This is a genomic window from Zoogloea sp. JDB1, from assembly GCF_056724025.1.
This window is the reverse complement of sequence record NZ_CM161496.1, coordinates 1,137,510-1,160,950: the sequence shown is the minus strand read 5'-3', so window position 1 is coordinate 1,160,950 and position 23,441 is coordinate 1,137,510. Positions and strand designations below refer to the sequence as shown.

16 protein-coding genes and 1 pseudogene are annotated in these 23,441 nt (G+C 63.6%); 10 read left to right on the top strand and 7 right to left on the bottom strand.

Translation table 11 applies throughout. The features are described from left to right. Positions 1-55: 55 nt before the first annotated feature. Positions 56-8,869 carry a glycoside hydrolase family 94 protein gene (locus AC1PPK_RS05125; protein WP_481116764.1) on the bottom strand — a complete coding sequence of 2,938 codons (8,814 nt, stop codon included), beginning with the start codon at positions 8,867-8,869 and terminating at the stop codon, positions 56-58. Positions 8,870-9,235: 366 nt separating this feature from the next. Between AC1PPK_RS05125 and AC1PPK_RS05120 the strand changes: the two genes are divergently transcribed. Beyond that, positions 9,236-9,943: a hypothetical protein gene (locus tag AC1PPK_RS05120; protein WP_481116763.1), complete on the top strand. Its 708-nt coding sequence runs from the start codon at positions 9,236-9,238 to the stop codon at positions 9,941-9,943. A 140-nt stretch (positions 9,944-10,083) separates the two neighbouring features. After that, positions 10,084-10,233 carry a lmo0937 family membrane protein gene (locus AC1PPK_RS05115; RefSeq protein WP_481116762.1) on the top strand — a complete coding sequence of 50 codons (150 nt, stop codon included), beginning with the start codon at positions 10,084-10,086 and terminating at the stop codon, positions 10,231-10,233. Positions 10,234-10,261: 28 nt separating this feature from the next. Here AC1PPK_RS05115 and AC1PPK_RS05110 read toward each other — a convergent pair whose 3' ends face one another. Both AC1PPK_RS05110 and AC1PPK_RS05105 read right to left on the bottom strand, forming a co-directional pair. Further along, positions 10,262-12,016, bottom strand: a complete 1,755-nt coding sequence (locus AC1PPK_RS05110; protein WP_481116761.1) for an ABC transporter ATP-binding protein/permease — start codon at positions 12,014-12,016, stop codon at positions 10,262-10,264. A gap of 9 nt (positions 12,017-12,025) precedes the next feature. Then, positions 12,026-12,514, bottom strand: coding sequence for a hypothetical protein (locus AC1PPK_RS05105; RefSeq protein ID WP_481116760.1), 489 nt, complete (start codon positions 12,512-12,514; stop codon positions 12,026-12,028). 259 nt (positions 12,515-12,773) lie between these two features. Between AC1PPK_RS05105 and AC1PPK_RS05100 the strand changes: the two genes are divergently transcribed. Together AC1PPK_RS05100 and AC1PPK_RS05095 are read left to right on the top strand one after the other, a co-directional pair. After that, positions 12,774-13,175 carry a DUF4398 domain-containing protein gene (locus AC1PPK_RS05100; protein ID WP_481116759.1) on the top strand — a complete coding sequence of 134 codons (402 nt, stop codon included), beginning with the start codon at positions 12,774-12,776 and terminating at the stop codon, positions 13,173-13,175. A 23-nt stretch (positions 13,176-13,198) separates the two neighbouring features. Next, a complete protein-coding gene (locus AC1PPK_RS05095) occupies positions 13,199-14,047 on the top strand; it encodes an OmpA family protein (protein ID WP_481116758.1) in 849 nt (282 codons plus the stop codon). Positions 14,048-14,101: 54 nt separating this feature from the next. Here the strand turns inward: AC1PPK_RS05095 and AC1PPK_RS05090 are convergent, their stop codons facing one another. The 3 genes from AC1PPK_RS05090 to AC1PPK_RS05080 are packed head-to-tail and all read right to left on the bottom strand — an operon-like array spanning position 14,102 to position 16,741. Then, a complete protein-coding gene (locus tag AC1PPK_RS05090) occupies positions 14,102-16,216 on the bottom strand; it encodes a putative bifunctional diguanylate cyclase/phosphodiesterase (protein ID WP_481116757.1) in 2,115 nt (704 codons plus the stop codon). A gap of 19 nt (positions 16,217-16,235) precedes the next feature. Continuing rightward, a complete protein-coding gene (locus AC1PPK_RS05085; protein ID WP_481116756.1) occupies positions 16,236-16,460 on the bottom strand; it encodes a CsbD family protein in 225 nt (74 codons plus the stop codon). 56 nt (positions 16,461-16,516) lie between these two features. Further along, positions 16,517-16,741, bottom strand: coding sequence for an ElaB/YgaM/YqjD family protein (locus tag AC1PPK_RS05080; protein ID WP_481116755.1), 225 nt, complete (start codon positions 16,739-16,741; stop codon positions 16,517-16,519). Positions 16,742-16,976: 235 nt separating this feature from the next. Between AC1PPK_RS05080 and AC1PPK_RS05075 the strand changes: the two genes are divergently transcribed. Next, complete coding sequence (locus AC1PPK_RS05075; protein ID WP_481116754.1) at positions 16,977-17,312, top strand: DUF1840 domain-containing protein; 336 nt, start codon at positions 16,977-16,979, stop codon at positions 17,310-17,312. A gap of 116 nt (positions 17,313-17,428) precedes the next feature. Next, positions 17,429-17,572 (top strand): annotated as a pseudogene (locus tag AC1PPK_RS05070) (IS5/IS1182 family transposase); the annotation flags it as partial. A 652-nt stretch (positions 17,573-18,224) separates the two neighbouring features. Here the strand turns inward: AC1PPK_RS05070 and AC1PPK_RS05065 are convergent. After that, positions 18,225-19,097 (bottom strand): alpha/beta fold hydrolase, encoded by an 873-nt coding sequence (locus tag AC1PPK_RS05065; RefSeq protein ID WP_481116753.1) that lies wholly within the window; start codon positions 19,095-19,097, stop codon positions 18,225-18,227. 323 nt (positions 19,098-19,420) lie between these two features. Between AC1PPK_RS05065 and AC1PPK_RS05060 the strand changes: the two genes are divergently transcribed. The 4 genes from AC1PPK_RS05060 (at position 19,421) to AC1PPK_RS05045 (ending at position 23,399) form a co-directional block, all read left to right on the top strand. Beyond that, entirely contained in the window at positions 19,421-20,518 is a 1,098-nt protein-coding gene (locus AC1PPK_RS05060) for an alcohol dehydrogenase catalytic domain-containing protein (RefSeq protein WP_481116752.1), read from the top strand. 9 nt (positions 20,519-20,527) lie between these two features. Next, positions 20,528-21,082: a cupin domain-containing protein gene (locus tag AC1PPK_RS05055; protein ID WP_481116751.1), complete on the top strand. Its 555-nt coding sequence runs from the start codon at positions 20,528-20,530 to the stop codon at positions 21,080-21,082. Next, positions 21,079-22,032, top strand: a complete 954-nt coding sequence (locus AC1PPK_RS05050; RefSeq protein ID WP_481116750.1) for a 3-carboxyethylcatechol 2,3-dioxygenase — start codon at positions 21,079-21,081, stop codon at positions 22,030-22,032. Before AC1PPK_RS05055 ends, AC1PPK_RS05050 begins: the two co-directional genes overlap by 4 nt. 389 nt (positions 22,033-22,421) lie before the next feature. Then, positions 22,422-23,399 (top strand): WD40/YVTN/BNR-like repeat-containing protein, encoded by a 978-nt coding sequence (locus tag AC1PPK_RS05045; protein WP_481116749.1) that lies wholly within the window; start codon positions 22,422-22,424, stop codon positions 23,397-23,399. Positions 23,400-23,441: the final 42 nt, after the last annotated feature.

Here is a 23,441-nt window from a genome sequence, read left to right as displayed (position 1 = left end):
CGAGCCCGACCGTCCGTGCGCTCGCGAACACAACACGCGGCGTGCGGAGCCTCTTTCAGCCCTTCAGACTCAAATAGACCCGATGCACCCGGCCATCATCGACCAGATGAACCCGGCCGTCGTGTTGCGCGATGCCGTCCACGAACAGGCCTTTTTCTGCGTACTCGGCGCCGGCGGCCGTCTGCGAGACGTTGATGTGGAACTCCGTTTCCCCGTAGCGGTAACGGATCGTGTAGCCGGGCCAGTCGGCAGGCAGACGCGGGGACAGACGCAGCACGGCGCCTTCCCGCTGCAGCCCGAGCAGCGATTCGACGATCAGCCGGTACAACCAACCGGCGGCGCCGGTGTGCCAGCTCCACCCACCGCGCCCGACATGAGGCACCGCCGCATAAACGTCGGCCGCGATGACGTAGGGCTCCAGCTTGTAAACCGCCACACCTTCCGCCGAGCGACTGTGGTTGACCGGATTGATCAGCCCCAGCAGCGACCAGGCGCGCTCCGCGTCGCCCAGCTCGGCAAAGGCCATTGCGGCCCAGACCGCCGCATGGGTGTATTGCCCGCCGTTCTCGCGCACACCCGGCACGTAGCCGCGGATGTAGCCCGGCGCCAGGGACGAGGTATCGAAGGGCGGGGCGAGAAGCTGGACCAGGCCATTCACGCGACTCACCAAGTAGGTATCGACGGCCTCCATCGCCATGCGCGCCCGCCCAGGATCGGCGGCGCCGGACAGCACAGCCCAGCTCTGTGCCACCGAGTCGATGCGGCATTCGGCATTGCGGCTGGAGCCCAACGGCGTGCCGTCGTCAAAGTAGGCGCGGCGATACCACTCGCCCTCCTCCCCATCCCAACCGTGCTCATCGAGCTTGGCGCGCAAACGCGCGCTTTCGCCTCGGCACTGCGCGGCGAAAGCTGCATCGCCATGAGTCTCGGCAAGTCCGGCGAAGTGGCCGAGCACTGCATACAGGAAGAAGCCCAGCCAGACGCTCTCGCCCTTGCCGTCGATCCCCACCTTGTTCATGCCGTCGTTCCAGTCGCCGGAGCCCATCAAGGGCAGGCCGTGGACGCCGAAGCGCAGGAGGGTGCGCCGAATAGCGCGCACGGCGTGCTCGTACAGGCTGGCGACCTCGGCCGAGGGGGCCGGCTGGTCATAATAGGAGTCCTCTCCCGGATTGACCGGGCGGCCTTCGAGAAACGGCACCGTCTCGTCGAGCACGCCCGCGTCGCCCGTCACCGCGACGTAGCGGCACACCGCCAGCGGCAGCCACAGGGCATCGTCGGAACAATGGGTGCGCACCCCCCGCCCCAGCGGCGGATGCCACCAGTGCTGGACGTCGCCCTCGACGAACTGGCGGCTGGCGCAAAGCAGCAGATGGGCCCGTACGCGGGCTGGTTCCGCATGGACCAGGGCCATCACGTCCTGCAGCTGATCGCGAAAACCGAAGGCGCCGCCCGACTGGTAATAGCCGCCGCGCGCCCACAGCCGGCAGGCCAATGCCTGGTAGATCAGCCAGCCATTGACCAGCACATCGACCGCGGGGTCGGGCGTTTCGATGTGCACCGCGCCGAGCGTGCGGTGCCAATAGTCATGCACCGCATCGAGAGCCCGGTGCGCTTCACCGACGCCCTGGACCCGCGCCGCCAGACGGTCGGCCTCCTCTGTGTCGCCGGCGACACCGAGACGGAAGGCGATTTCCCGCGCCTGGCCGGCGGCCAGTTCGAAGCCCGACTGGATCGCCGCGCAGGGGTCCAGCCCACCGCCGACCCGCCCCGACAGCCCGGTACGCTGCATGGCCGCGGGTTTGCGCAGGGAACCGTTGCGACCGATGAATTCGCTGCGATCGGCACTCAGGCCGACCACATCGTCCGCGTGAAAGAAGGCAATACGGCCAGGGAAGTCGATGCTGTAAGCGTTGCGGGCAGACAGCGCACCGCTGCGCGGCGCGACCTCGGTGATCACGTGCATGGCCGATTTTTCGCGCAGATCACCCAGCACCCATTCCACGTAGCCGGTGGCCGAAAGGTAGCGCCGCCGCCCAGACTCGTTGCTCAACTTCAGCAGCGAAAACTTGACCGCCGTGTCCACCGCAACAAACACCGTGAGTTCCGAGTGGATACCATCCACGTGGGTTTCAAAGACGCTGTAGCCGAAGCCGTGACGGATCGTGTAGGTCGCGTCCGCCGGCACCGGCAAGGGCGTGGGAGACCACACCCGGCCACTTTCCTCATCGCGCAGGTAAATCGCCTCGCCGCTGGGGTCGCACAGCGGGTCGTTGTGCCACGGCGTCAGGCGGAATTCGTGAGCGTTCTCGCTCCAGGTATAGGCACCGCCGCTTTCCGAGATCAGCGTCCCGAAGTGCGGATTGGCCAGTACGTTCGACCACGGGGCCGGCGTTGGAGCGGCAGCGTGCACAGTGATGACGTATTCGCGGCCATCCGGGGTGAAACCGCCGAACCCGTTGGAGAGGATCAGCTCATCGTCTGCCGGCGGCACCCGGCCCGGCGCTTCGGGACGGTAGGGGCGGATCGGCACCAGCGGCGGCATGTTGGTGAGCGCCAGCATCCGGTGATCGAGCTGCTCGGCCAACGTGCCCCGGCAATCGGAGAGGATGACGCGGGCGACGGCCTGGAACAGCAGCCGGTCCTCGACGGAAATCTGCTCCACCGGGCGGACGAATATGTTCCCCGGCCGGTCGCCCAGGCCGCCGCTGCCCGAGGCGACGAGGTCGATGATCTGCTCCTGCAGGCGTTGCCGGTAACCGGCGTGGTCCTCGTTCCAGATCACCAGGTCCACCGCCAGGCCCTTCAGACGCCAATAGGCGTGCGCCTGCACGAGCTGGCGTACCAGCTCGATGTTGGCGGCATCGCCGATCTGCAGCAGCACGATCGGCAGGTCGCCGGAGATGGTGTAGCCCCACAAACCCGACTGACCGCGGCGGTTCTTGACGAGGAGCGCGGTGTCGGCGCGCAGTGCCGGGCTGGCGTACAGCACCGCACCGGCCAGGCGGGCATAGAGCCGGGCATCGGCCTCCACCGCGTTGAGCTGCTGCAATTCGACCTCGCTATGGGTCCACGCCAGGTCGAAGACGCGGTCGGCGAGATGGCGATCCCGATACTTGCCGGCCAGGCACACGGCCGCATCGCGGCTGTCGGCCATGCCGGTGACGATGTCGACGCTGGCAGACTGCTCCGGATCGAGGAAGAAGCGCTGGCGGATGGCGACGATGGGATCGAGCACCGGCCCCGCGCTACCGGACAATGCGCCGGTTTCGCTCAGGGCCATGGGAGCCGCGGTGGTCCGCGTGCGTCCGATGAAGCGGGCGCGGTCGGTCTCCCACGATACGGCATCGGCATCGACTTCCACGCCATGCACGGCCATCCCATGCAGCATCCACGGCGTCGCCTCCTCCGGGGAGCGCGGCCGGCGCATGCACAGGATGGCTTGATGCTGCGGCAGGATCTCCGTCTGTACGAACAGCTTGCTGAAGGCCGGGTGAAGGGCATCGGCGGCCGGCGGAGCGATCACCACTTCGGCGTAGCTGGTGATCTCGACCTCCCGGCGGCGCGACGAGCGATTGGTCAGACGCACGCGGCGCAGCTCGATATCGTCCTCCGGCGAGACGACGATCTCCGTATAGGTTTCGATGTCGCCGTCGGGCTCGACAGGATCGCAGCGCCGGAACTCCACCCGCCCTTCCGAGAGGATCGCTTCGTAATCGGTCGGCCGGTGGCAGGTCGGCTGATGGGCGGTGGACCAGAACAGGCCACTGGCCACGTCGCGGATGTAGCAGAACGAGCCCTGGTCGTCGCACGCGCCGTCTTCCCGCCAGCGGGTGACCGCCAGATCGCGCCAGCGGCTGTAGCCGCTGCCGGCGTTGTTGATCATCACCTGATAACGGCCGTTGGACAGCAGCTGAACTTCGGGTGTGGGGGTGTCCGGCGTAGTGAACATCCGCACCGGCGCGGCCTGCGGCACGATCCGCGCGCGCAAGCCCGAGAGCTCGGCCGCGTGGGAGAACAGGCCCGCCGCCCGCGGAACGCGCTCCTGGAGCAGCGGCATGACCGCCTGGAACAAGCGCTCCGACTCGAAGCGACGCTGCATCGGGCGATCCAGAATGAGCCAGGCCAGGGCCAGCAGGCTCATGCCCTGGTGGTGGGCCATGAAGGCCCGCACCACCGCCCTGGCCTGCCCGCGGCGCTGGCGGGCAGGCGTGTAATCGATGGCCTCGAAGAAGCCGAACTGGCCCATGAAACCCTCGGCGGCCAGGCGCTGGAGATTGGCGCAGGCGGCCACGGGGGCGACCATCAGCGCCATCACCGAGGCGTAGGGAGCGACCACCAGATCTTCGACCAGGCCGGGCTTGAGGCCCAGCCCGGGCACGCCGAAAGCGCGGTACTGGTAGATCAGCTGGGCATCGACGGTGTTGTAGGCCGATTCGGACATGCCCCAGGGCACCCCGCGTTGCCGGCCGTATTCGATCTGGCGGGTGACCGCCGCCCGGCTGGTCTGGTCAAGCAACGTGCGTTCGTAGGTCGGCATCACCAGCTGGGGCATCAGATATTCGAACATCGACCCGCTCCACGACAGGAGCACCGGCTCGCCGCCGGCCCGGGTGAGCAGGCGCCCCAGGGCAAACCAGCTTTCCTTCGGCAAGGCCCCCTGGGCGATGCCGACGAAACTCGCCAGGCGTGCTTCCGAGGCCAGCAAGTCGTAGCAACTCGCATCCGCGCGCCGGTTCTGCACGCTGTAGCCGATGCTCAGCAGGTGCCGCGAGGCGTCGAACAGGAAGTCGTAGTCCATTTGTGCCAGCGCCACGCACTGCTGCGCCAGGGCTTCGATGACGGCCATGCGCGCAGCGGCGCGGGCGCTCCCTTCGGCGAGCGCGTGCTGGAAATCCGTAAGCCAGGTGCGCTGGGCGGCGCTCCCCGCGCCGTCGAGCCGCGCCTGCAGCGGCGAACCGAGCACACAATCGAGCGTCGCCAAGGTGCGCAGGGTCGGCAGCCCGGTATCGCCGAGCAACCAGTCCGGCACATCGTCCAGCCCAGGAGGCGGCTTTCCGAGTACGAGCCACGGGGCCAGAAACTCGATTTCGCCCCGTGCGCTCTGGAGCTCCCCGGCCAACGCCTGGGCCCAGCGGCTTGCGTCCTGCGCGGAAGGGCCCGAGTCGCCACCGGCGAGCCAGCTTGCGGTGTGTGCCACGATGCCGTCGGTTCTGTCGCTCAGTTCATCGAGAATCGCCCGTAGTAGCGGCAAGGTGCCGGGCGGCGTAGCCGCCGCCGCGTCCAGCGCGTCCCGCAACGCCGTCACCAAACCCTCCGCGGCCGGGGCGATGGTCTCGGCAAGCAGCGCGGCGGTGTCGCCAAGGCCGTCGAACATCTTGGGCGACGCGATCCGTTCATCGGCAAGGGCCAGCAGCCCCGCCCTCAGGGTCAGCAGATGCCCGGCGAGGTTGCCGCTGTCCACCGTCGACACGTACAGCGGTTGCAGGGCCTGCAGGGTCTGGGTGTCGTACCAGTTGTAGAAATGGCCCCGGTAGCGCTCCAGCCCCTCCAGCGTGCGCAGGGTATTGGCGGTCCGTTCGACGAGCGGGCCACCGGGGATGTAGCCAAAGTCGTAAGCGGCCAGATTGGCCAGCAGCGCCAGCCCGATGTTGGTCGGTGAAGTGCGGTGGGCCAGCGTGGCAACGCGATACTCCTGGTAGTTGTCGGGGGGCAACCAGTGATCGGCCGGGCCGACGAAGGTATCGAAGAACGACCAGGTGCGCCGCGCCAGCCCGCGCAAAAAGCGGGTCTGCTCGGCGGTGAGCACAGGCTTTCGGACCGCCAGCGGACGACTGATCCACCAGGCCAGCGCTGGCGACACAAACCACAGCAACAACACCGGTCCGGCCACCCACAGGGCGGCGGGTGCCGCCGCGACCAGGCCGAGCGCAATGGCCACGCTCAGCAGCGGAGCGCTCGACATCCGCCGGTAGGACGCGCTCAGGCTGTTGCGGGACCGGGTGTCCAGCACGCGCTCGATCTCGCTCGACGGACACCATTCGAGCAATCTGCGGTGGCTCGCCCCCATGCGCCACAGGGTGCGGGCGATGGCATCCAGGCTGAAGGAAGCCTCGTAGGGCAGGCAGGCAAACTCGAAGCCGAGTTGGGCGAGCCGACGGGACACGGCATTCAGCACGGCCGCCAGGTGCTGCATGAGCAGCATTTCCTCCGGCCGGCGCAGCAGGTCGACGATGGTCGCGCACAGGCTGGGCAACAGCAGGATACCGAGCAGCGACGCCGTCCACTGCAGGGATGGTTTCAGGAACAGCCAGCCCAGCACCAGCAGGAACAGCAGCGCGCCCGGAACGAGGCTGCGCCGCAGATTGTCCGCCAGTTTCCACTGGGACAGCAGCGACAGCGGATTGGCCTGGCGGTGGGCCGCGCCCCCCCTGGCGCCCTCGGAGCCGTCCTTGCAGGCGCAGGGCACCTCGGGCAGCAGCCAGGCCAGAAGCTGCCAGTCGCCGCGGATCCAGCGGTAACGGCGGCTCACGTCGACGTTGTAACTGGCCGGGTAGTCTTCGTAGAGCAAGCTGTCGCTCAACAGCCCGGCCCGGGCATAGCAGCCTTCCAGCAGGTCGTGACTGAGAATCCGGTTGTCGGGAAAACGGCCGCCCAGCGCGCGCTCGAAGGCGTCCACGTCGTAGATGCCCTTGCCGATGAAGGAGCCTTCGCCGAACAGATCCTGGTACACGTCGGAGACGACCCGCGTATAGGGGTCGACGCCCGCCTCGGCACCGTACAGTTGGGCGTAGCGCGACCGGTTCGCACCGGGGAGGCTGATACCCACGCGGGGTTGCAGGATGCCGTAACCGGCCACGACCCGCCCTTTCCGGTCGTCGTAGACCGGCCGGTTGAGCGGATGGGCCATGGCGCCGACGAACTGGCGTACCGCGTCCTGGGCCAACTGGGTGTCGGTGTCGAGGGTGATGACGTACTTCACACCGGCCAGGATCGCCGTATCGCCGACGATGGTCGCAAAGCCCTCGCCGCCGCTGCCGCGCAACAGTGCGTTGAGATCGGCCAGCTTGCCGCGCTTGCGCTCACTGCCCATCCAGCTGCGCTCCTGCGGGTTCCAGCGCCGTGGCCGGTGGAACAGGAAGAAGATGTCCTGCCCCTCCGTGGCATAGCTCGCATTGAGGGCCTCAATGCCGGCCCGCGCCTGCGCCACCAGCGCATCGTCCGCAGGGAGCGAGGCCTGCGGTGCATCGAGGAAATCGGTGAGCAAACCGAAATGCACGCTACCGTCCCGGTTGGCCAGGAAGCGGACCTCCAGCGCTTCGAGCAGGTTTGCAACGCCCGCCGGGTTGCTCAACATGGTCGGCACCACCACCAGACTGCGGCATTGCGGCGGGATACCGGTCGAGAAATCCATCCGTGGCAAGGAACGTGGCTTGACCAGCAAGGTGGCCAGCCAGTTGCTCAACGCTACGCCGAGCTGGCTGGTGACCGGTAGCGTCAGCAGCGCAAACGGCAACAGCGCCCAGACCGGCCATTCGACCGCCAGGGCTGCGTACAGCAGCGCGGCGCTGACGATCATAGTAATCAGCGCGATGGCGCCCAGGTACAGCGGCAGCGCCGCGCGGGATGCCGCCCGGCGCAGGCGCTCCGCGGCACCGGCGTGGGTCCCTGCGGCCCGCTCCAGTTCAGGCCGCCCGGCATCGATGAGGTAATAGCCGACATGGGCCGTCCTTCCCCCTGTGCTCGATGCCGCAGCCCGGGCCAGGTCCACCGCCTGCCGCGCCACCCCATGCTCGCTCAGGGAGCTCGCCTTGGCGATCTCCTCGGTAGCGTGGCGATAACGGTCGCGGGTTGCGAAGTCCATCCGGGCATAAACGCCGCCAGGATCGTCGCGCAAGGTCTTCTCGACCAGGCTCAGGCTCTCGACGAAATCCCGCCAGTCCATCGCCCCCAGTACGCGCAGGCTGCCGATGCTGTTGCTGATGGAGACCTGATCGGCGGCCTGGCGCTGGTTCTCCGCTTGCACCACACCGGCGATGGTCAGGCCGGACTGCGCCAGGCGCTGCTCGACCCAGCTCAGCGGTAGGGCCAGTGCAGGACCCCGTCCCTGCAGGCGGCGCGCCAACTCGGCGACAAAGGCGCCGGCCATCGGTGGCTCCGAGCGGACCATGTCGGCGACAACCAGGATCAGGTCCTTCCCATCGGTCTCAATGGCCTCGCTCATCCGGTCCGCCCAGCTACCGGCCAGTGTCCTCTCGCCCCAGCCGGCTGCGATCCCCGCACTGACCCGCCGTAGGTTCTCGATGACCGCCAGGCGCAGCATGATCGGAATCGCCCACAGCTCCCCCAGCTTGAGCGGCGCGACACGCTGGTAGCTGGCGACGAAGCGGCCCAGGCTCTCCGCATCCACCCGGCCATCGCCATGGGCAACGGCCTCGAGGGCGATGTCGTACACCCGTGGCCGCCCGGCCAGGACCGCGGCGCCATTCAGGTGCGGAAGTTCGCGGCTGTACCCCTCCGGCAGCAGGCGCCGGGCCATGCGGATCTGCTCTTCGATGAGATAGAAATTGTCGAGCAGCCACTCTCCGGCCGGCGCAATGCGCCGATTGTCGGCGACCGCCTCGGTGAGCAGACGACACACATCGAAGAGCGTGCGCTCATTGTCTGCCAGGCGGGCCAGCAACCTGTCAGGCACGAACGGCCCGCGGGCCAGGGTGTGGGCACCGGCAAGCGCGTTGCCGTGCAGGGCCATCTGGTCGGCGCTGAATAATTCGGCCCGCAGCGGGGGCTCGTCAACCACAGACTCGTGGTCCTCGAGCTGACGGACGAACAGCGTCTTCAGCGACCTGTAGCGCATGTTTGGTGCGCTCACGGCAAGACTGCGTGCGACAAGACCTCGAGCGCGAGGAGTGCCGCCCCAGTCATCCACCAGGACAGTAAGAGCATGTTGTCGTACAGACGGGCGGGGGACGACGGGTATCGGAGCAGGATTGTCGGCATCGGGAACCTTCCACCGTTCGCCATACAACGGCTGGCGATGGACCGGAGTGCCTGGCCTTCGACCGCGCTTGCGGCAAACAGGCATGTTCCCCGCGCTACGGCTGGGCCAACCCGCAGCCGTCGTAAAAGCGCATGCGAGCATGGCAAAACCTCCCGCGAAGCCTATCGCTACACCCCGCGTGGGTCGGTGCGCTCTCGCACATAAGGATGGCGTGCGGATGCGGGAGTCATTGCCTGTGTGTTCCAACGCACCGACCCCACCAAGACCAGGCCCCATTCTTCAACTGCGCCGCAGAACCGTATCGGGCACAAGCACCGAACGGTCTCCGGATGCATCACATCAATGCGTAGCCATAAAGGATCGACAATGAAAAACCTCAAACTCGCTACCGTCGCAACCAGCCTCTGCCTCGCCTTCAGCGCCGCCGCCATCGCCGCACCTCTGACCAAGGCCGAATACCAGGCCGCCAAAGAGGAAGCATCAAACAAGTACAAGTCCGACAAGGCCGCCTGCAAGTCCATGAGTGGCAACGCCCAAGACATCTGTATCGAAGAAGCCAAAGGCCGGGAGAACATCGCCAAGGCCGAACTCGAAGCAAAGTACGAACCGTCCGCCAAGCACAGCTATGAGGTCCGCCTGGCCAAGGCCGAGGCCGCCTACGCCGTGGCGAAGGAAAAGTGCGACGACGCAGCCGGTAATGCCAAGGACGTGTGCCGCAAGGAGGCGAAGGCTGCCTATGTGACCGCAAAGGCCGACGCCAAGGTGGCCGAGAAAACCTCCGATGCCAACTCGACCGCTTATGAAAAAACCAGCGGCGCCCGCCAGGATGCGGCGACAGAAAAACGCGATGCCGCCTACGCCGTGGCGAAGGAAAAGTGCGACGCCCTCGCGGGTGATGCCAAGGCAAGCTGTATCAGCGCGGCCAAGACGCGTTACGGACAGTAAGCACCGAGATCCCCGTCCGGGCATCCACCTGACACGGGAGGAGCAATCCAGGGTGGATAGCCAGTCTGGTGCCGTTCCCCCATTGGCGGACGGACGGGCCGCCCGACAGATACACCACAAGCTCAACAATGGAGGACGCCATGCTCTATACCATCGCCATCATACTGCTCGTCCTGTGGCTGCTCGGCCTGGTCACCTCGACCACCATGGGGGGCTTCATCCACATCCTGCTGGTGATCGCCATCGTTGTCGTCCTGCTCCAGGTGATCAGCGGACGCCGCAGCGGCTAATGCACGTCCGCTGGACTCACGGCCTGGTTCAGGCCAGGGGATGAACTGACTTACTGTAGCGCGCCCCCTGCAACACCCAGCGTCCTGCTTCGCCGAACTCCAATATCTGGCGATGGTATGGCCGGATCGAGGCGCGGTGGGCGACGCTGACAAAGGCAATTCCACTGGCGGCGAGCAACCTGTAGAGATGCTCCTCGTTGGTTGCATCCAGCGCACTGGTTGCCTCGTCGAGGATGACGTAACGGGGAGCGAGAAGCAGTACACGGGCGAAGGCGACCCGCTGCTGCTCACCCATCGACAGCACCTTCGTCCAATCCAGCTCCCCGTCCAGGCCGCCGACACGCGCAGCGAGATCCGGCAGGTTGGCCTGTGCCAGTACATCCAGCAATTCCTCGTCCGACACGGGCCGATCCTGCCGCGGGTATAGCAACTGGTTGCGCAGGCTGCCCAGCAACATATAGGGACGCTGGGGCAGGAACAGCATGTCCCCGGCAGCCGGACGGGCTATGCGCCCCGCGCCGGCACGCCACAACCCCGCAATGGCGCGGAGCAAGCTGCTCTTTCCGCAACCGCTGCTGCCGACGATCATCAGGCTCCCGCCTGGCTCGACTGACAGGGAAAGATCGACGATCAGCTGCCTTTCCCTGTTCGGTGTCCATAGGGTCAGGCGGTCGATCACCACCCGGGAATCCTCGACGATGGCAATCCCCTTCTCCATGGGCACCTCGGCCCGTCCATCCATCACGCCGGCAAAGCTGTCCAGGCGCTCGATTCCCGCCGCAAATTTGCTGAAGCTCTCGAAGTTGTCGACGATCACGGTGAGAGCAGCCAGGATCGCCGCGAAGGCGCCCGCAGCCTGGATCGCGCGCCCGACCTCCAGCTCGCCGGAAATGACCCGGTCGGCAATGATCGCGCTGGGCAGGATGATGGTCATGAAGCTGTAGGCGTACTGGAAGATGTTCAGGTTGAGCTGCACCCGGATGAGCCTGCTGAAATTGCTGAACACCTCGCCGAAATTCCGCTCGACCTGCTGGGCCTCCAGTTTCTCGCCGGCGTAGAAGGCAATGGCTTCCGCGTTCTCACGGATGCGCACGAGGCTGAAGCGGAAATCCGCCTCCCGTTTGAGCTGGTAGAAGTTGAGCCCGATCAGCACCTGGCCGAACAGCACGACGGTGATGAACGTCCCGATGAAAGCGTAGATCACCAGGAAGAGAACCAGGCCCCGGGAGATGGACCACAGCACGCCGGCGAAGGCCGCGAGCTGCAATACGGCGCCAGCCAGCACCAGCAGGAACTGGAGTGACTTCTGGGTGAAGGTGTTGATGTCTTCGGCAATCCGCTGATCGGGATTGTCGATCCCCGAGCTGGCATCGAGCCGGAAATAGACACCGTTTCCCAGGTAGGAAGCGAGGTAGGCCCGGGTCAGCCAGCGCCGCCAACGAAGACCCAGGGTGTCCCGCACGTAATAGTAGAAGGCATAAACCGGGACGCCCAACAACAGCACCCCGAAACACCGCTCGATGGATGCCCAGAACCGCGCCCCATCCTTCGCCGCCAGTGCGGAGGTGAACTCGCCGGTCTGCCCGTTGAGCATTACCGCGAACAGAGCCTGACCCAGCAGGAGCAGCACCAGCAGGGCCAGCAGCGCCCAGGCGCGCATTTTCTCTTCACTGAACCAGTAGGGGGCCGCAATCGCCCGGAAGCTTGCCAGGAGCGCCCGGTCAAGGAGAATCGTCCGCTTTAGCAAGGCACCTCCCCACGCCCGACCAAGCCCCTGCGCCATGTACTTCGATCACCGGCCTGTCGCCACAAACGACATCCGCACGGGCTGCCCGGTCGCATCGACCTGGAGACGCTGGCGCTGCCATACACCGTCGATACGGGCGGACACCCGGTAGTCTCCTGGTGGTAGCTTGAGATAAAGCAGCGGCCCTTCGCTGACGGCGGTATAGCTGCGCCGCCCACCCGTCCCCTCCACGGTGAAGGGAATATTCGCCAGATAGTGACCACTGCGGTCGCTGAACACCACCCACACATTGTAGGCCGCAGCCGACTTGCGCATCTCGTCGCGATCCGCCTCTCCCACCCCGCCACTCATCCATCCGACGCTCTCCGACGGGGCGCTGACCACGGCGCTGCGGATAAGCGGCGGACTCCCTTCGCCAGCCTGCACCCGGGCGCCGCAGATCAAGGACAGCAAACCGACCAGCCCGGCCGGTACGGGCCGCCGGAGCCCTACCCGGCACAAGCGAAACCAGAACCCCGATAGCTTGATTTTCATCGTTCGCTCCTGAAGGTGTCGGGTATGGATGGTTTGACTTGCTGGATGCATTCACCCGATGGCGCAAGCCTAAGCCTGGCCTCGGAGAGGCTCTGTCTGGCGCCGAACATAGGCGCGTCGTCGCTGCACCGTGTACGCCAGCGTACCGACCCGCGATTGCTTCCCACCCATGCTGCGTCAGTGTGATCCCCCGCGGAAACGAGCCTCACCCTCTGCGATCAGGCCGATCACCCGATTAACTCCATGAAGGGAACAGACCATGAAGACGCTTTGCAGGCCAAAGTGCTACCCCGGCACGGGGCGAACAGCTCTGCCGGTCCTGATCCTCGGCGCATCGATGCTGCTGGCCGGCTGCGCGAGCACCCCGGCACCAACCGAGCAACTGGCCGTTTCGACGGCGGCGGTCAGCCGGGCCGACAACGCTGGCGCTGCTGCGCTGGCCCCCGCCGAGATGCAGATGGCGCGGGAAAAACTCAACCAGGCCCACGCGGCAATGACGCGGGAAGACTTCGATAGGGCACGCAACCTGGCCCAGGAGGCCCAGGTGGACGCCCAGCTGGCCGAAGCCAAGTCCCGCTCCGGTAAGGCCCGTAAAGCCGCCGAGGAATTGCAGGAAGGGGTTCGCGTGCTGCGCGAAGAACTCGACCGCAAGAACCAGTGATTACCCGGACAAAAGGAACGACCATGACCGAACACCGGATCTTCGTAATGACCCTCATCGCGCTGGGCACCCTGGCCAGCTGCTCATCGCCGCCACCGAGAAACGCCCTGTTGGAACAAGTCCGTGGCGACTACCAGATGGCCCAGGGCACCCCCGAGGTGAGCGAGCTCGCCAGCGGCGAGCTGAAGCAAGCCAGCGACGCCTTGAATCTGGCCAACGAGGCCGCCGCACGGGGCGAAAATTCTGCCGAGGTGGATCACCTAGCCTACCTGGCCAAGCAGCGGATTGCCATCGCCCGAGAGGCCGGCAGCCAGAAGGCTGCCGAGCGGACGGTGAACAACGCCGAGGGCGCCCGCGACAAGGTACGCCTGAGCGCCCGCACCACCGAGGCCGACATGGCGCACCGCAGCGCCGACGATGCCCGCATGGATACCCGCGACGCCCAGGCCCGGAACCTTCAGCTCGAAAGCCAGCTCCAGGCCCTCAACGCCAAGCAAACGCCCCGCGGCATCGTGATCACCATCGGTGATGTGCTGTTTGACACCGACCGTGCCGAGCTCAAGGCCGGCGGCATGCGCAATATGGAAAAACTCGTCGCCTTTCTCAAAGACAATCCACAACGCAAGGCGATGATAGAAGGGTTCACCGACAGCTCCGGCAACGACAGCCATAATCAGGCGCTGTCGGAGCGGCGCGCGGATTCCGTCATGAACGCGCTGGTGAGCATGGGGATCGGCAGTGAGCGCCTCAGCACCCGGGGCTATGGCAAGGGCTACCCGGTGGCAGGCAATGACAGCGCCAGCGGTCGCCAGATGAACCGGCGCGTCGAGATCATCCTGTCGGATGAAAGCGGCAATATTTCTTCCCGTTGATCGAGCCGTGGCCTCCCGCTTTGCCCGCCGACGCCGGGCAGCGGGGCCCAGATCTTAAGCAACCGGCGGACTCAACGGGTGCTTTCCATTCGCCAACAAAGCCCCGAAATCCACGGCACCCAGGGGATGGCTGAACTGGAAACCCTGCCCTTCGTGGCAATGCTGGGCGCGCAGAAAGGCCAGCTGTTCAAGGGTTTCCACCCCTTCGGCGACGACCCGCTGCTTGAGGTTACGCCCCATGCCGATCATCGCGCTGACAATGGTGGCGTCGTCCGCGTTGGTGGCGACATCTCGGATGAAGGACTGGTCGATCTTGAGGGTGTCGATGGGGAAACGCTTCAGGTAACTGAGGCTTGAATAGCCGGTCCCGAAATCGTCGATGGCCAGGTGCATGCCCATGGCCTTGAGAGCAATGAGGACCACTGCCGACGCTTCGGCGTCATGCATCAGAATGCTCTCCGTCAGCTCCAGTTCGAGCAGCTGCGGCGCCAGGCCGGTGTCTGCAAGGATCAGGGCCACGCCCTCCAGAAAACCCTTGTGACGGAACTCCATCGCCGAGATGTTCACCGAAATCGGAACGGTCCTCAAACCGGCGTCCTGCCAGACCCTCAGTTGCCGGCACGCCTCCCGCATGACCCAGCGCCCGATCGGCACGATCAAGCCCGACTCCTCCGCGATGGGCACGAACTGTGCCGGCTGGACGAGGCCCTGCTTCGGGTCCTGCCAGCGGATCAAGGCTTCGGCACCGGTCAGCCCCCCCGACATCAGGTCGATCTGCGGCTGGTAATGGAGCACGAACTCATCCTGCCGCAATGCACGGCGTAGGCTGCTTTCGATGAACTGACGCTGCACGGCGCGGGTGTTCATGTCTCCGCGGAACAGCTGCCAGTTGTTCCGGCCGCTGGCCTTGGCGTGGTACATGGCCGTGTCGGCGTTCTGCATCACGCTTTCCGGATTGTCGCCATCATCGGGAAAGACACTGATGCCGATGCTCAAGGTCACGTGGAGTTCATGCCCGTCGATCAGCTGCGGCTGGGAAAAAACCTGGAGCAGCTTGTCGGCAACCCGGGTGGCGTCCTGGAGGTGCTCAATCTCCGACAGCAGGATGACGAACTCGTCGCCCCCTTGCCGACAAACCGTATCGGTGATGCGCACGCAGGTCATCAGGCGCTCCGCCACCGATTTCAGCAGCTGATCACCGACCGCGTGCCCAAGGGAATCGTTGATGTGCTTGAAGTAATCCAGGTCCAGAAACAGCAGCCCCACCTGCTTGTGCCGGCGCCGGGCCAGCCCGATGGCCTGGGCCAGGCGCTCCGTCAGCAGGGCCCGGTTGGGCAGGCCGGTCAGAAAATCGTGGTGAGCCAGATGGAACATCTTGATCGCCATGGCGCGAGATTCGCTGACGTCGTGAAAGACGAGTACGGCGCCCACCACCTGGCCGTCCCGGTTGTGGATGGGTGCCGCCGAATCCTCGATGGACGCCTCCGCACCATCCCGCCGCACCAGCATGCAGTCCGCCGCCAGCCCGACCGTGCGATCCTCGTGCATGGCCAGGTGGGCCGGGTTGGCCGCTATTTCTCCGCTGCTGCCGTCGACGATGTGGAACACTTCGGCCAGCGGTCTCCCGATGGCCTCCTCCCGCGACCACCCGGTCATCCTCTCCGCCACCAGGTTCATGTAGGTGACGTTGCCCGGGATGTCGGTCGTGAGCACCGCGTCACCGATGGAATTGAGAGTCACCTGGGCCCGCTCCTTCTCGGCAAACAACGCTTCCTCCGCCACCCTCAGCACGCTGTCGGCAGACTTGCGATCCGCGATGTCCTCCACCGTCAGCACATGTCCAAACGGCGGCCCCACGCCATGCCTGGCCGCGTTCAGACGTATCCACGCCAGGCTGCCGTCGGCACACAGCAGGCGAGCCTCCACCCGGAAAGGCTGGTGCTCTTCGGCAGCCGCCCGCCATTCAGCCAGAACGCGCGTCTGATCCTCCGGACAGATGAAGCTGCGCCAATCGCGGCCCAGCAACTGCGCCTCCCCGAAGATCCGTCGACAGGCGGGATTGGCATGGACACACAACCCTTCGGCATCGGTGACCAGAACACCCAACGGGATGGCCTCGACGATGCCCCCTAAATCGCCCCCCGAAGCGACGGCTGGCTGCGTGGTCATGGCGACGGCAACAGCAGGATCAGGACGGGCTTTTCGGCGTGGCATCCTTGTTGAGCTCCTCAAAGCGCTTGATCTGCGCCTCGGCCTCATCCTTCGTGACGCCGTAGGTCTCCTGGACCTTGCCCACCAGCTCGTCGCGCTTGCCGGAGATCACATCCAAATGGTCGTCGGTGAGCTTGCCCCACTGCGCCTTGACCTTACCCTTGAACTGCTTCCAATTGCCCTCAACGATATCCCAGTTCATTTTCGACTCCTCATGTTCATAAAACGGACGGCAGGATTGCCGACCGAAGCCGCAGATCAGCGGCGACTGAGCAGAAAACCGATCAGGAAGCCGGCGACGGCCGCGCCGCCCAATACCTGCCAGGGATTCTCCTTGACGTAACTCTGGGTAGCATCGACAGCACGGTGAGCGTGGTTTGAAAGTCGGTCCCGGGTGCCGTCATAGCAGGCTTGAGCCTTGTCGAGCACATCACGGATGCTGGAGTCGGTACCCGGAGTTGCGGTGGTTTCAGTAGTCATCATGTCTCCTCATAGGGATGGAACGATGGAACGCATGGGCGAACGGCGGAGCGACACCCATGACGACACCTCGGCAAATCGTCCTACCGCAGCATCAGCGTGTCGGTACGCAAACGTACAAAGTTGGAATGAATGTGATTTCGAGCAAGCGCGCCGGGGGCTCCATGTGCGCTAACGAACGGATGGTATCCATGGGCTGCGGTCACAATGAGCCGTTGCCGAATGGAGGAGCCACGCCATGCTGATCATCTTCAAATCCGCCGCCTGCAGCGATCTCATCACCTTCGAGAAGGACGCGCGGCAGATGCTCGACGTACTCGGCAAGGACAGTAACGACGGGCAGGGCATCGTGACCGTGGAACAGCTGCCCGCCGCAATCAGGCAACTGCGTCAGGCCATTGACGAAGACGTAACTGTCTGCGCAGCAAAAGGCAGCAAGATGCCGCTATCGACAGCCGACGAAGGTAGTGACGAGGGCGGCGATGCCGTCAGCTTCCACCAGCATGCCGCACCTCTGCTTGAATTACTGGAACGCTCGTTGAAGGACCAAGTTCCAGTCACGTGGGGCGTGTAGCAGGGCGAAGTAGCCTTCATAGACCGTGGCTTCGGCCGAGATTCTGCACAACCTACAGGCGCTCACACCTCTTCAGACTGCAGTGCTGCGCGGCTTGCCGAGTGAGCGGGACCGTCATCCCGCCGCGCAGCCGTCACCGTATCCAGCGCCATTTCGATCGTCATCAATATAAGAATCGCAACTTGATCGAGCGCTTTTTCTGCCGTATCAAACAATTTCGCCGCGTCGCCACGCGTTACGACAAACTCGCCGAACGCTTCGCCTCTTTCTCGTTATTTGGCTCATCCTTGGACCAAATTCGGCCTACGCTTGGCATACAACCTCCCCCTCCCTGCGAAAAGGCTTTTCGCCCTCCAATTCCGTGGCCAAGGGTTCTGCAGGAACGGCCTCAGCCTGTGATATTGCAGGCCAATACATCGATTACGAAGGCAAAGAGCAAACTGGTCAAGCCCTCGCCTACAAACTGCCGACGCCCCGCCGACAGGGCCAGCCGCGCCATCCCAACAATGCCTTCCCACTGAAAGTCACACATCTTTGATAATTAAATTTATCAATGAATAAACACAATCAAATCAGTCACCAACAAACTGACGTTACTCTTTCCCCTGTCTCCTCCACCCTCCTCCTTTGGTGTGGAATTAAGCCCAGGCCCCAAGGCGCCTGGGTTTTTTTGCTTTTGACTCATTGAGTACGGGTTATCCCGTACGAAAAACAAGATTTATGTTAGAGTCCCGCGCGATACGGAGGAGCGCAGGACGAGCATCAGGACAACAACAGACAAGGTGCCTTCCTGCGGCTGGAGTGAGAGATGGGACTGCTCAGAGTGCTGGGCAGTCCCTTTTTGTTGCCCTGCGGCCGATCTGGCTCAAGCCCGGATGAGCAATGCTGCGGTCGTGCAGACCTTGCTCAAGCTCAACTCGGCGCTAGAAACGATAATGCCAAGCCATTGAACTTGCTTGCGTGTTCCCACTGCGCCCAATGACCACAGCCGTTGAAGATGTGCATTTCGGCTTTCTGGATCCCCGCCATCAAGCGCAGACCAAGGTCCAAGGGGACGAACCGATCCTCCCTGCCCCAGACGATCAATGTTGGCGCGATGATTTCATTAAGCCGGCCCCCCTGATCCGGAAACTGTCTCGGATTGGCCTGGAGACTGGCCACGAAGTTGCTGAGATGCACCCGGTTCCCGAGCATGTTGGCCAGGCGTGAGCGGAGGAGTTCTTCAGTCAAACTGCCTGGGTCATAGACGAAGATGTCCATCATCCGCTTCAGGTTGTCGATCGTCGGTTCCCGATAAAGCGCATTCAGGCAACGGATACCTTCCGTAGGCATGGGGACGAGCAGACTGGCACCTCCGGTTCCGCCCCCCATCAAAATCAGTTTATTGACCCGTTGCGGAAATGCGAGGGCGAAGGCCACCGCACTGTGTGCCCCCATCGAGTTTCCGATCAAATGCGCGGACGCAATCTGCAGACCGTCCAACAGCGCACACAGGGTATCCGCATTGAGTTGAGAGCGAGAGCCAGTCGAAACAATCGGATCGCTTTTTCCCCAGCCTAGACAATCCATCAGAACGACCCGATAACCCGCACGGGAGACAGCTTCTATATTCCGGTGGAAATTGGCCCAACCAGTTGCTCCCGGGCCCGAGCCGTGAAGCATCACCACCACCGGCCCGTCGCCGCCTGTGTCATTGAAATGCACCCGGTACGGATCCCCATTGAGACTGATCTGCATGAAGCGGCTCGTTTGCTCATCAGTCAGGGCCGGGATGGATTGAATCATGTGAATGCCTCCTCGATGTGATCACACAATGGAGTCTAAGCCCTTGATACTTCATGGATCATATCCGGGGAGCGAAGCGCCTATCCCGGTAGCGCAGGGTTCTACGAGATAGAACCGGACGCATCATTTCTGGCATTCGATGCGGACTTCAAGCCACAAGCAAATCCACAGCAGACAACTCATTCTCATTCATGCGTTGGGAGGATAAGCCGGGCATTACGTGGAGTGCGCAACAAGGAATACCCCAATAACTTCATGTCCGCCCTCACCGAGATCCCGCTCGATCCCGGCCACCAGGAAATAAAAGGAGACAATCAGTGCGAATGATGAAAGCCGCTCGTCTGCATGAAATTGGCGGAAAATTCCAAATCGACGAAGTCCCTGTGCCGATGCCAGGACAGCACGATGTTCTGATTAAAGTTGCATCATGCGGAATCATCCCCAACCTTCGGAACGTGGTCACCCATTTTCCGACCTGGTACCCCTTCCTGCCACTGCCAGCACTGCCGGCGATATTCGGCCTGGATGCGGCTGGAACTGTGGCTGCCGTTGGCGAAGGAGTTGGTTCCTTCAAGCCTGGTGACCGGGTGTACGTCAATCCCGGGGTTGGCTGTGGGGAATGCCGCCACTGCAAGCAGGGCGAGCCCACGCGCTGTGAGAGCTACACGTTCATGGGTTACTTCGGATTTGGGAAAGACTCCCAATCCGTTTTCAGGAAGTACCCCTATGCGGGATATGGCGAATACACCGTGGCGCCCGCGGCCAATCTGGTCCGCCTTCCGGAAACCATGCGGATCGAGCACGGGGCACGCCTTGGCTACCTGGGGACAGCCTACTCAGCCATTCGCAAGGCGGACCTGCGTCCGGGACAGGACATTCTCATTCTCGGTGCAACGGGAACGCTCGGCGTCGGAGCAGCGCTGTTGTCATTGGCCTTCGGTGCCGGCCGCGTCATTGTCGCGGGCCGGGATCCCGCCGCACTCAAACGCCTGGTGCAATTGGATCCACTGCGGGTGATCCCGATCTGCTGGAGCGATGGACCTATTCATGAGCAGGTGCGCACACGGATCAAGGACGGGGTCGACGTCATGCTCGACGCACTCGGCGCGAAAGCCTCGGTGGATCTCTCGATCGATGCAATGCAGGCCGTCACCCGTGGGGGACGCATCGTGCAGATTGGCGGCGTGGCCGGGCCGATTCCCATTGACCCCCATCCTTTCATGTGCGCGCAGTTGCAGTACATCGGTTCCCTCTGGTTCACGCCCGCCGAAGGCGACGAGATGGCCGCCATGATTGCCGCGGGGACCGTGGATCTGGGCATCCTCGAGCCCAGGCCTTACAGCCTCGAAAAGATCAACGAGGCCCTGGAAGACATCGAGCGGCACGGCAACGGCTTCACGAATTTCCACATTGCCTATTAGTCCAATGCCATGACCCTTACTCGTATCGTCACCGGACACGATCCGTCCGGGCAGGCCGATCTCCAGATCATCGGCACGCCACACAACTCAGGCCCTTTCGAGCACACACCAGGCTTCTCGGCTGCGTGCATATGGCACACGTCACCAGCCCCGGTAATCGAGCCGACACCACGGGATGAAACCTCAGTATTGCGCTCAGTCCTGCCGGAATGCGGTGGCACAAGTGCCTTGATGGTCACTTTCCCACCCGACGATCAGGTCATGGGCCCGGACTTCAATCCCCAAAAAGCCGCGAAGGAGTTTGGCGAACGATTGCCAGGTCTTGCCGAGAGTTTTGAACCCGACGGTTCGGGATACCACGCGACCACTACGATCGATTACGGCGTGGTCATCGAGGGCGAAATCGTGCTCGACCTCGGTAATGGGCGAGAGAGGTCGCTCCGGCAAGGAGATGTAGTGGTTCAGGTCGGCACCCGCCACGCATGGAGAAATCGCAGCACTCGCCCCGCGCGCATGTTCTTCGTGCTGATCGGGGCAAAACGCCCCGGCAAGGAACAGCCATGAAAACAATGCTTCAGTGCATGTCGCACACGCCCCTGAAAGGCTATCTGGATCCTGCGACTGACATCGTGACGGAGGTAGCCAACTGCATCAGCACCGTACGTAAGGAGATTGAGGCATTCAATCCGGAGATCATCTATCTGTTTGCGCCAGACCACTTCAATGGCTTCTTTCTTGATCTGATGCCACAGTTTTGTATCGGCATGGAGGCAAGCTCGGTTGGCGACTATGCAACGCCGGTTGGCGCGCTGCACGTTCCCCAAGCACTGGCGGAAGCCTGCGCCGAAAGCGTGATCGAATCCGGGATCGATCTGGCCTTCTCATATCGGATGCAGGTCGACCACGGATTCACGCAAAGCCTGATCGAATTGACCGGAGGGCTCAATCGCTACCCGGTGATTCCCATCATGCTGAATGCAGTTGCTCCGCCACTGGCAACATTCCGCCGGGTGCGCCAATTGGGCATCGCGATCGGGAATTTCGCTCGCAGCCAGAACCACCGCACGCTTTTTCTGGCATCGGGAGGCTTGTCCCACAATCCACCGATCCCCAGGATCGCGACGGCAACGGCCCCTGAAGTCATTGAACGCCTCATTGCAGGACGGAACCCAACCCCTGCCGCACGGGCCGCCCGACAGCAACGCACGATCGATGCGGCACGCAGCTTCTCTGCCGGTGGCAGCGACTTGCACCCGCTGAATCCAGAGTGGGATCAGACATTCATGGGACGACTTTGCCAACAGGACTGGCCAGCCATCGATGCATATGGCAATGCCCAGATCACAGCGGAAGCAGGGGCCTCGGCACATGAAGTACGTGCCTGGGTTGCCGCAGCGGCGGCAATTGATTCTGCTTCAAATGGCAATTGGTCTGGACAGCAGAACTATTACCGCGCCATTCCAGAATGGGTTGCAGGTTTTGGTTCCCTTTCTGGCCAAGAGCTTGCCCAATAAGCGGATACCGGAAAATTTGACGCCCCCCAAAAAAAGGACGCCGGCCATCCTTCTGCAAAGATGGCTGGCATCTCTTTTGAATCCTCGAAGGACGCCAAAGCTACTCAGAAGATCCAATTAACATTATTCCAAAAGCAAAATCACTGCTTGAATTAAACATCTCTTCCCAAGCCTGAAAAAATCCCCTGCGTCCAGTGGACAGTTCCTGCACTAGCCGGATAGTCGCCCCCCTCTCCCGATCCTTAGATTGACGCCATGTTCTGGTGGCCCGAATTCACGGGTTTCCTTCACCTAACTGGATATCACGACCTATGGATCGCATTTCCTCTGCCGTCGAGCCAGAGCTCGCAAGCGCTGAAATTCCACGCAATCGCCTACGACGCAAGATTGTGAAAGTCACGGTTTCAGGCGTGCCGTGGCTGATCATCAGCGGCCTGCTGTGGGCAGGACTGTTCATCAAGCCCCAACCCGTAGGCGGCACCGTACAACCGCCCGTTCTGGAGCGCCGTGACCATTTCTACGGAATATCCCCCGCCCCTGGTAAAGGCATCTGGGTCGCCGGCTCCGGCGGCAAGATCGTGGCGATCGATGATCAGGGGCATGCCAAGTCTCTGATCCCGGCCACCGACCAGACGCTGCAGGACATCGCAGTCTGGGATGAAACCCATGGCGTCGCCGTAGGCAATGAAGGGGTTGTGCTCATTACTTCCGATGGCGGCGCGCACTGGAGAAAAGTCAATGACGTCCCCCATTCAGCAGTGGCCAACAAACTCACCCGAGTACGTGTAGCCGCCGGCGGCAAGGCCGTGGCCACCGGCGAAATGGGTGCTCTTCTCTATACCGCGGATTTCGGAGCGACCTGGACCCGCCTGCGCAACGAGGAAGACGTGGCCTGGAACGACGCCACCTTGCTACCGAACGGCAGCCTCGTGGTGGCTGGCGAGTTCGGCCGGATTCTCGTCAGTCCGGATGGCGGTAGTACCTGGCAGACCCCGGAAGTCCCGGTGCAGAGCTCCCTGATGGCCGTCGCCTTCCGCAGCCCCACAGACGGCGTCGCTGTCGGCCTCGAAGGCGTGGTGCTCACCACCCACGACGGTGGCCGGACGTGGCGCCAGGAAAAGCTGGACAGCCACGCCCACCTGTTCGACGTGGCCTGGGATGACGCCAACCAACGCTGGCTGGGCGTCGGCGCCCTGGGCACCTGGATAAAGGCCGACCCCGGCGCCGGCGACTGGCAAAGCGGCCAACTGGATGAGCGGGACCTGGCCTGGCACACCCGCATCCTGCCCATGGGCAAGGAAGTCTGGCTGACGGGCGCCAACGTCGGCCGCTGGGACGGCACCCGCTGGCACGCGCTAGGCCGCTAAAACGGGCCATTCCCGCTCATTCGCACTCTCCTTCCCACGATT

What these genes read in the sequence shown, in the direction of transcription:
- AC1PPK_RS05115 (WP_481116762.1), top strand. Translation starts at nt 10,084, where the DNA reads ATGCTCTATACCATCGCCATCATACTGCTCGTCCTGTGGCTGCTCGGC.
- AC1PPK_RS05110 (WP_481116761.1), bottom strand. Translation starts at nt 12,016, where the DNA reads ATGGCGCAGGGGCTTGGTCGGGCGTGGGGAGGTGCCTTGCTAAAGCGG.
- AC1PPK_RS05105 (WP_481116760.1), bottom strand. Translation starts at nt 12,514, where the DNA reads ATGAAAATCAAGCTATCGGGGTTCTGGTTTCGCTTGTGCCGGGTAGGG.
- AC1PPK_RS05100 (WP_481116759.1), top strand. Translation starts at nt 12,774, where the DNA reads ATGAAGACGCTTTGCAGGCCAAAGTGCTACCCCGGCACGGGGCGAACA.
- AC1PPK_RS05095 (WP_481116758.1), top strand. Translation starts at nt 13,199, where the DNA reads ATGACCGAACACCGGATCTTCGTAATGACCCTCATCGCGCTGGGCACC.
- AC1PPK_RS05090 (WP_481116757.1), bottom strand. Translation starts at nt 16,216, where the DNA reads ATGACCACGCAGCCAGCCGTCGCTTCGGGGGGCGATTTAGGGGGCATC.
- AC1PPK_RS05085 (WP_481116756.1), bottom strand. Translation starts at nt 16,460, where the DNA reads ATGAACTGGGATATCGTTGAGGGCAATTGGAAGCAGTTCAAGGGTAAG.
- AC1PPK_RS05080 (WP_481116755.1), bottom strand. Translation starts at nt 16,741, where the DNA reads ATGATGACTACTGAAACCACCGCAACTCCGGGTACCGACTCCAGCATC.
- AC1PPK_RS05075 (WP_481116754.1), top strand. Translation starts at nt 16,977, where the DNA reads ATGCTGATCATCTTCAAATCCGCCGCCTGCAGCGATCTCATCACCTTC.
- AC1PPK_RS05065 (WP_481116753.1), bottom strand. Translation starts at nt 19,097, where the DNA reads ATGATTCAATCCATCCCGGCCCTGACTGATGAGCAAACGAGCCGCTTC.
- AC1PPK_RS05060 (WP_481116752.1), top strand. Translation starts at nt 19,421, where the DNA reads ATGATGAAAGCCGCTCGTCTGCATGAAATTGGCGGAAAATTCCAAATC.
- AC1PPK_RS05055 (WP_481116751.1), top strand. Translation starts at nt 20,528, where the DNA reads ATGACCCTTACTCGTATCGTCACCGGACACGATCCGTCCGGGCAGGCC.
- AC1PPK_RS05050 (WP_481116750.1), top strand. Translation starts at nt 21,079, where the DNA reads ATGAAAACAATGCTTCAGTGCATGTCGCACACGCCCCTGAAAGGCTAT.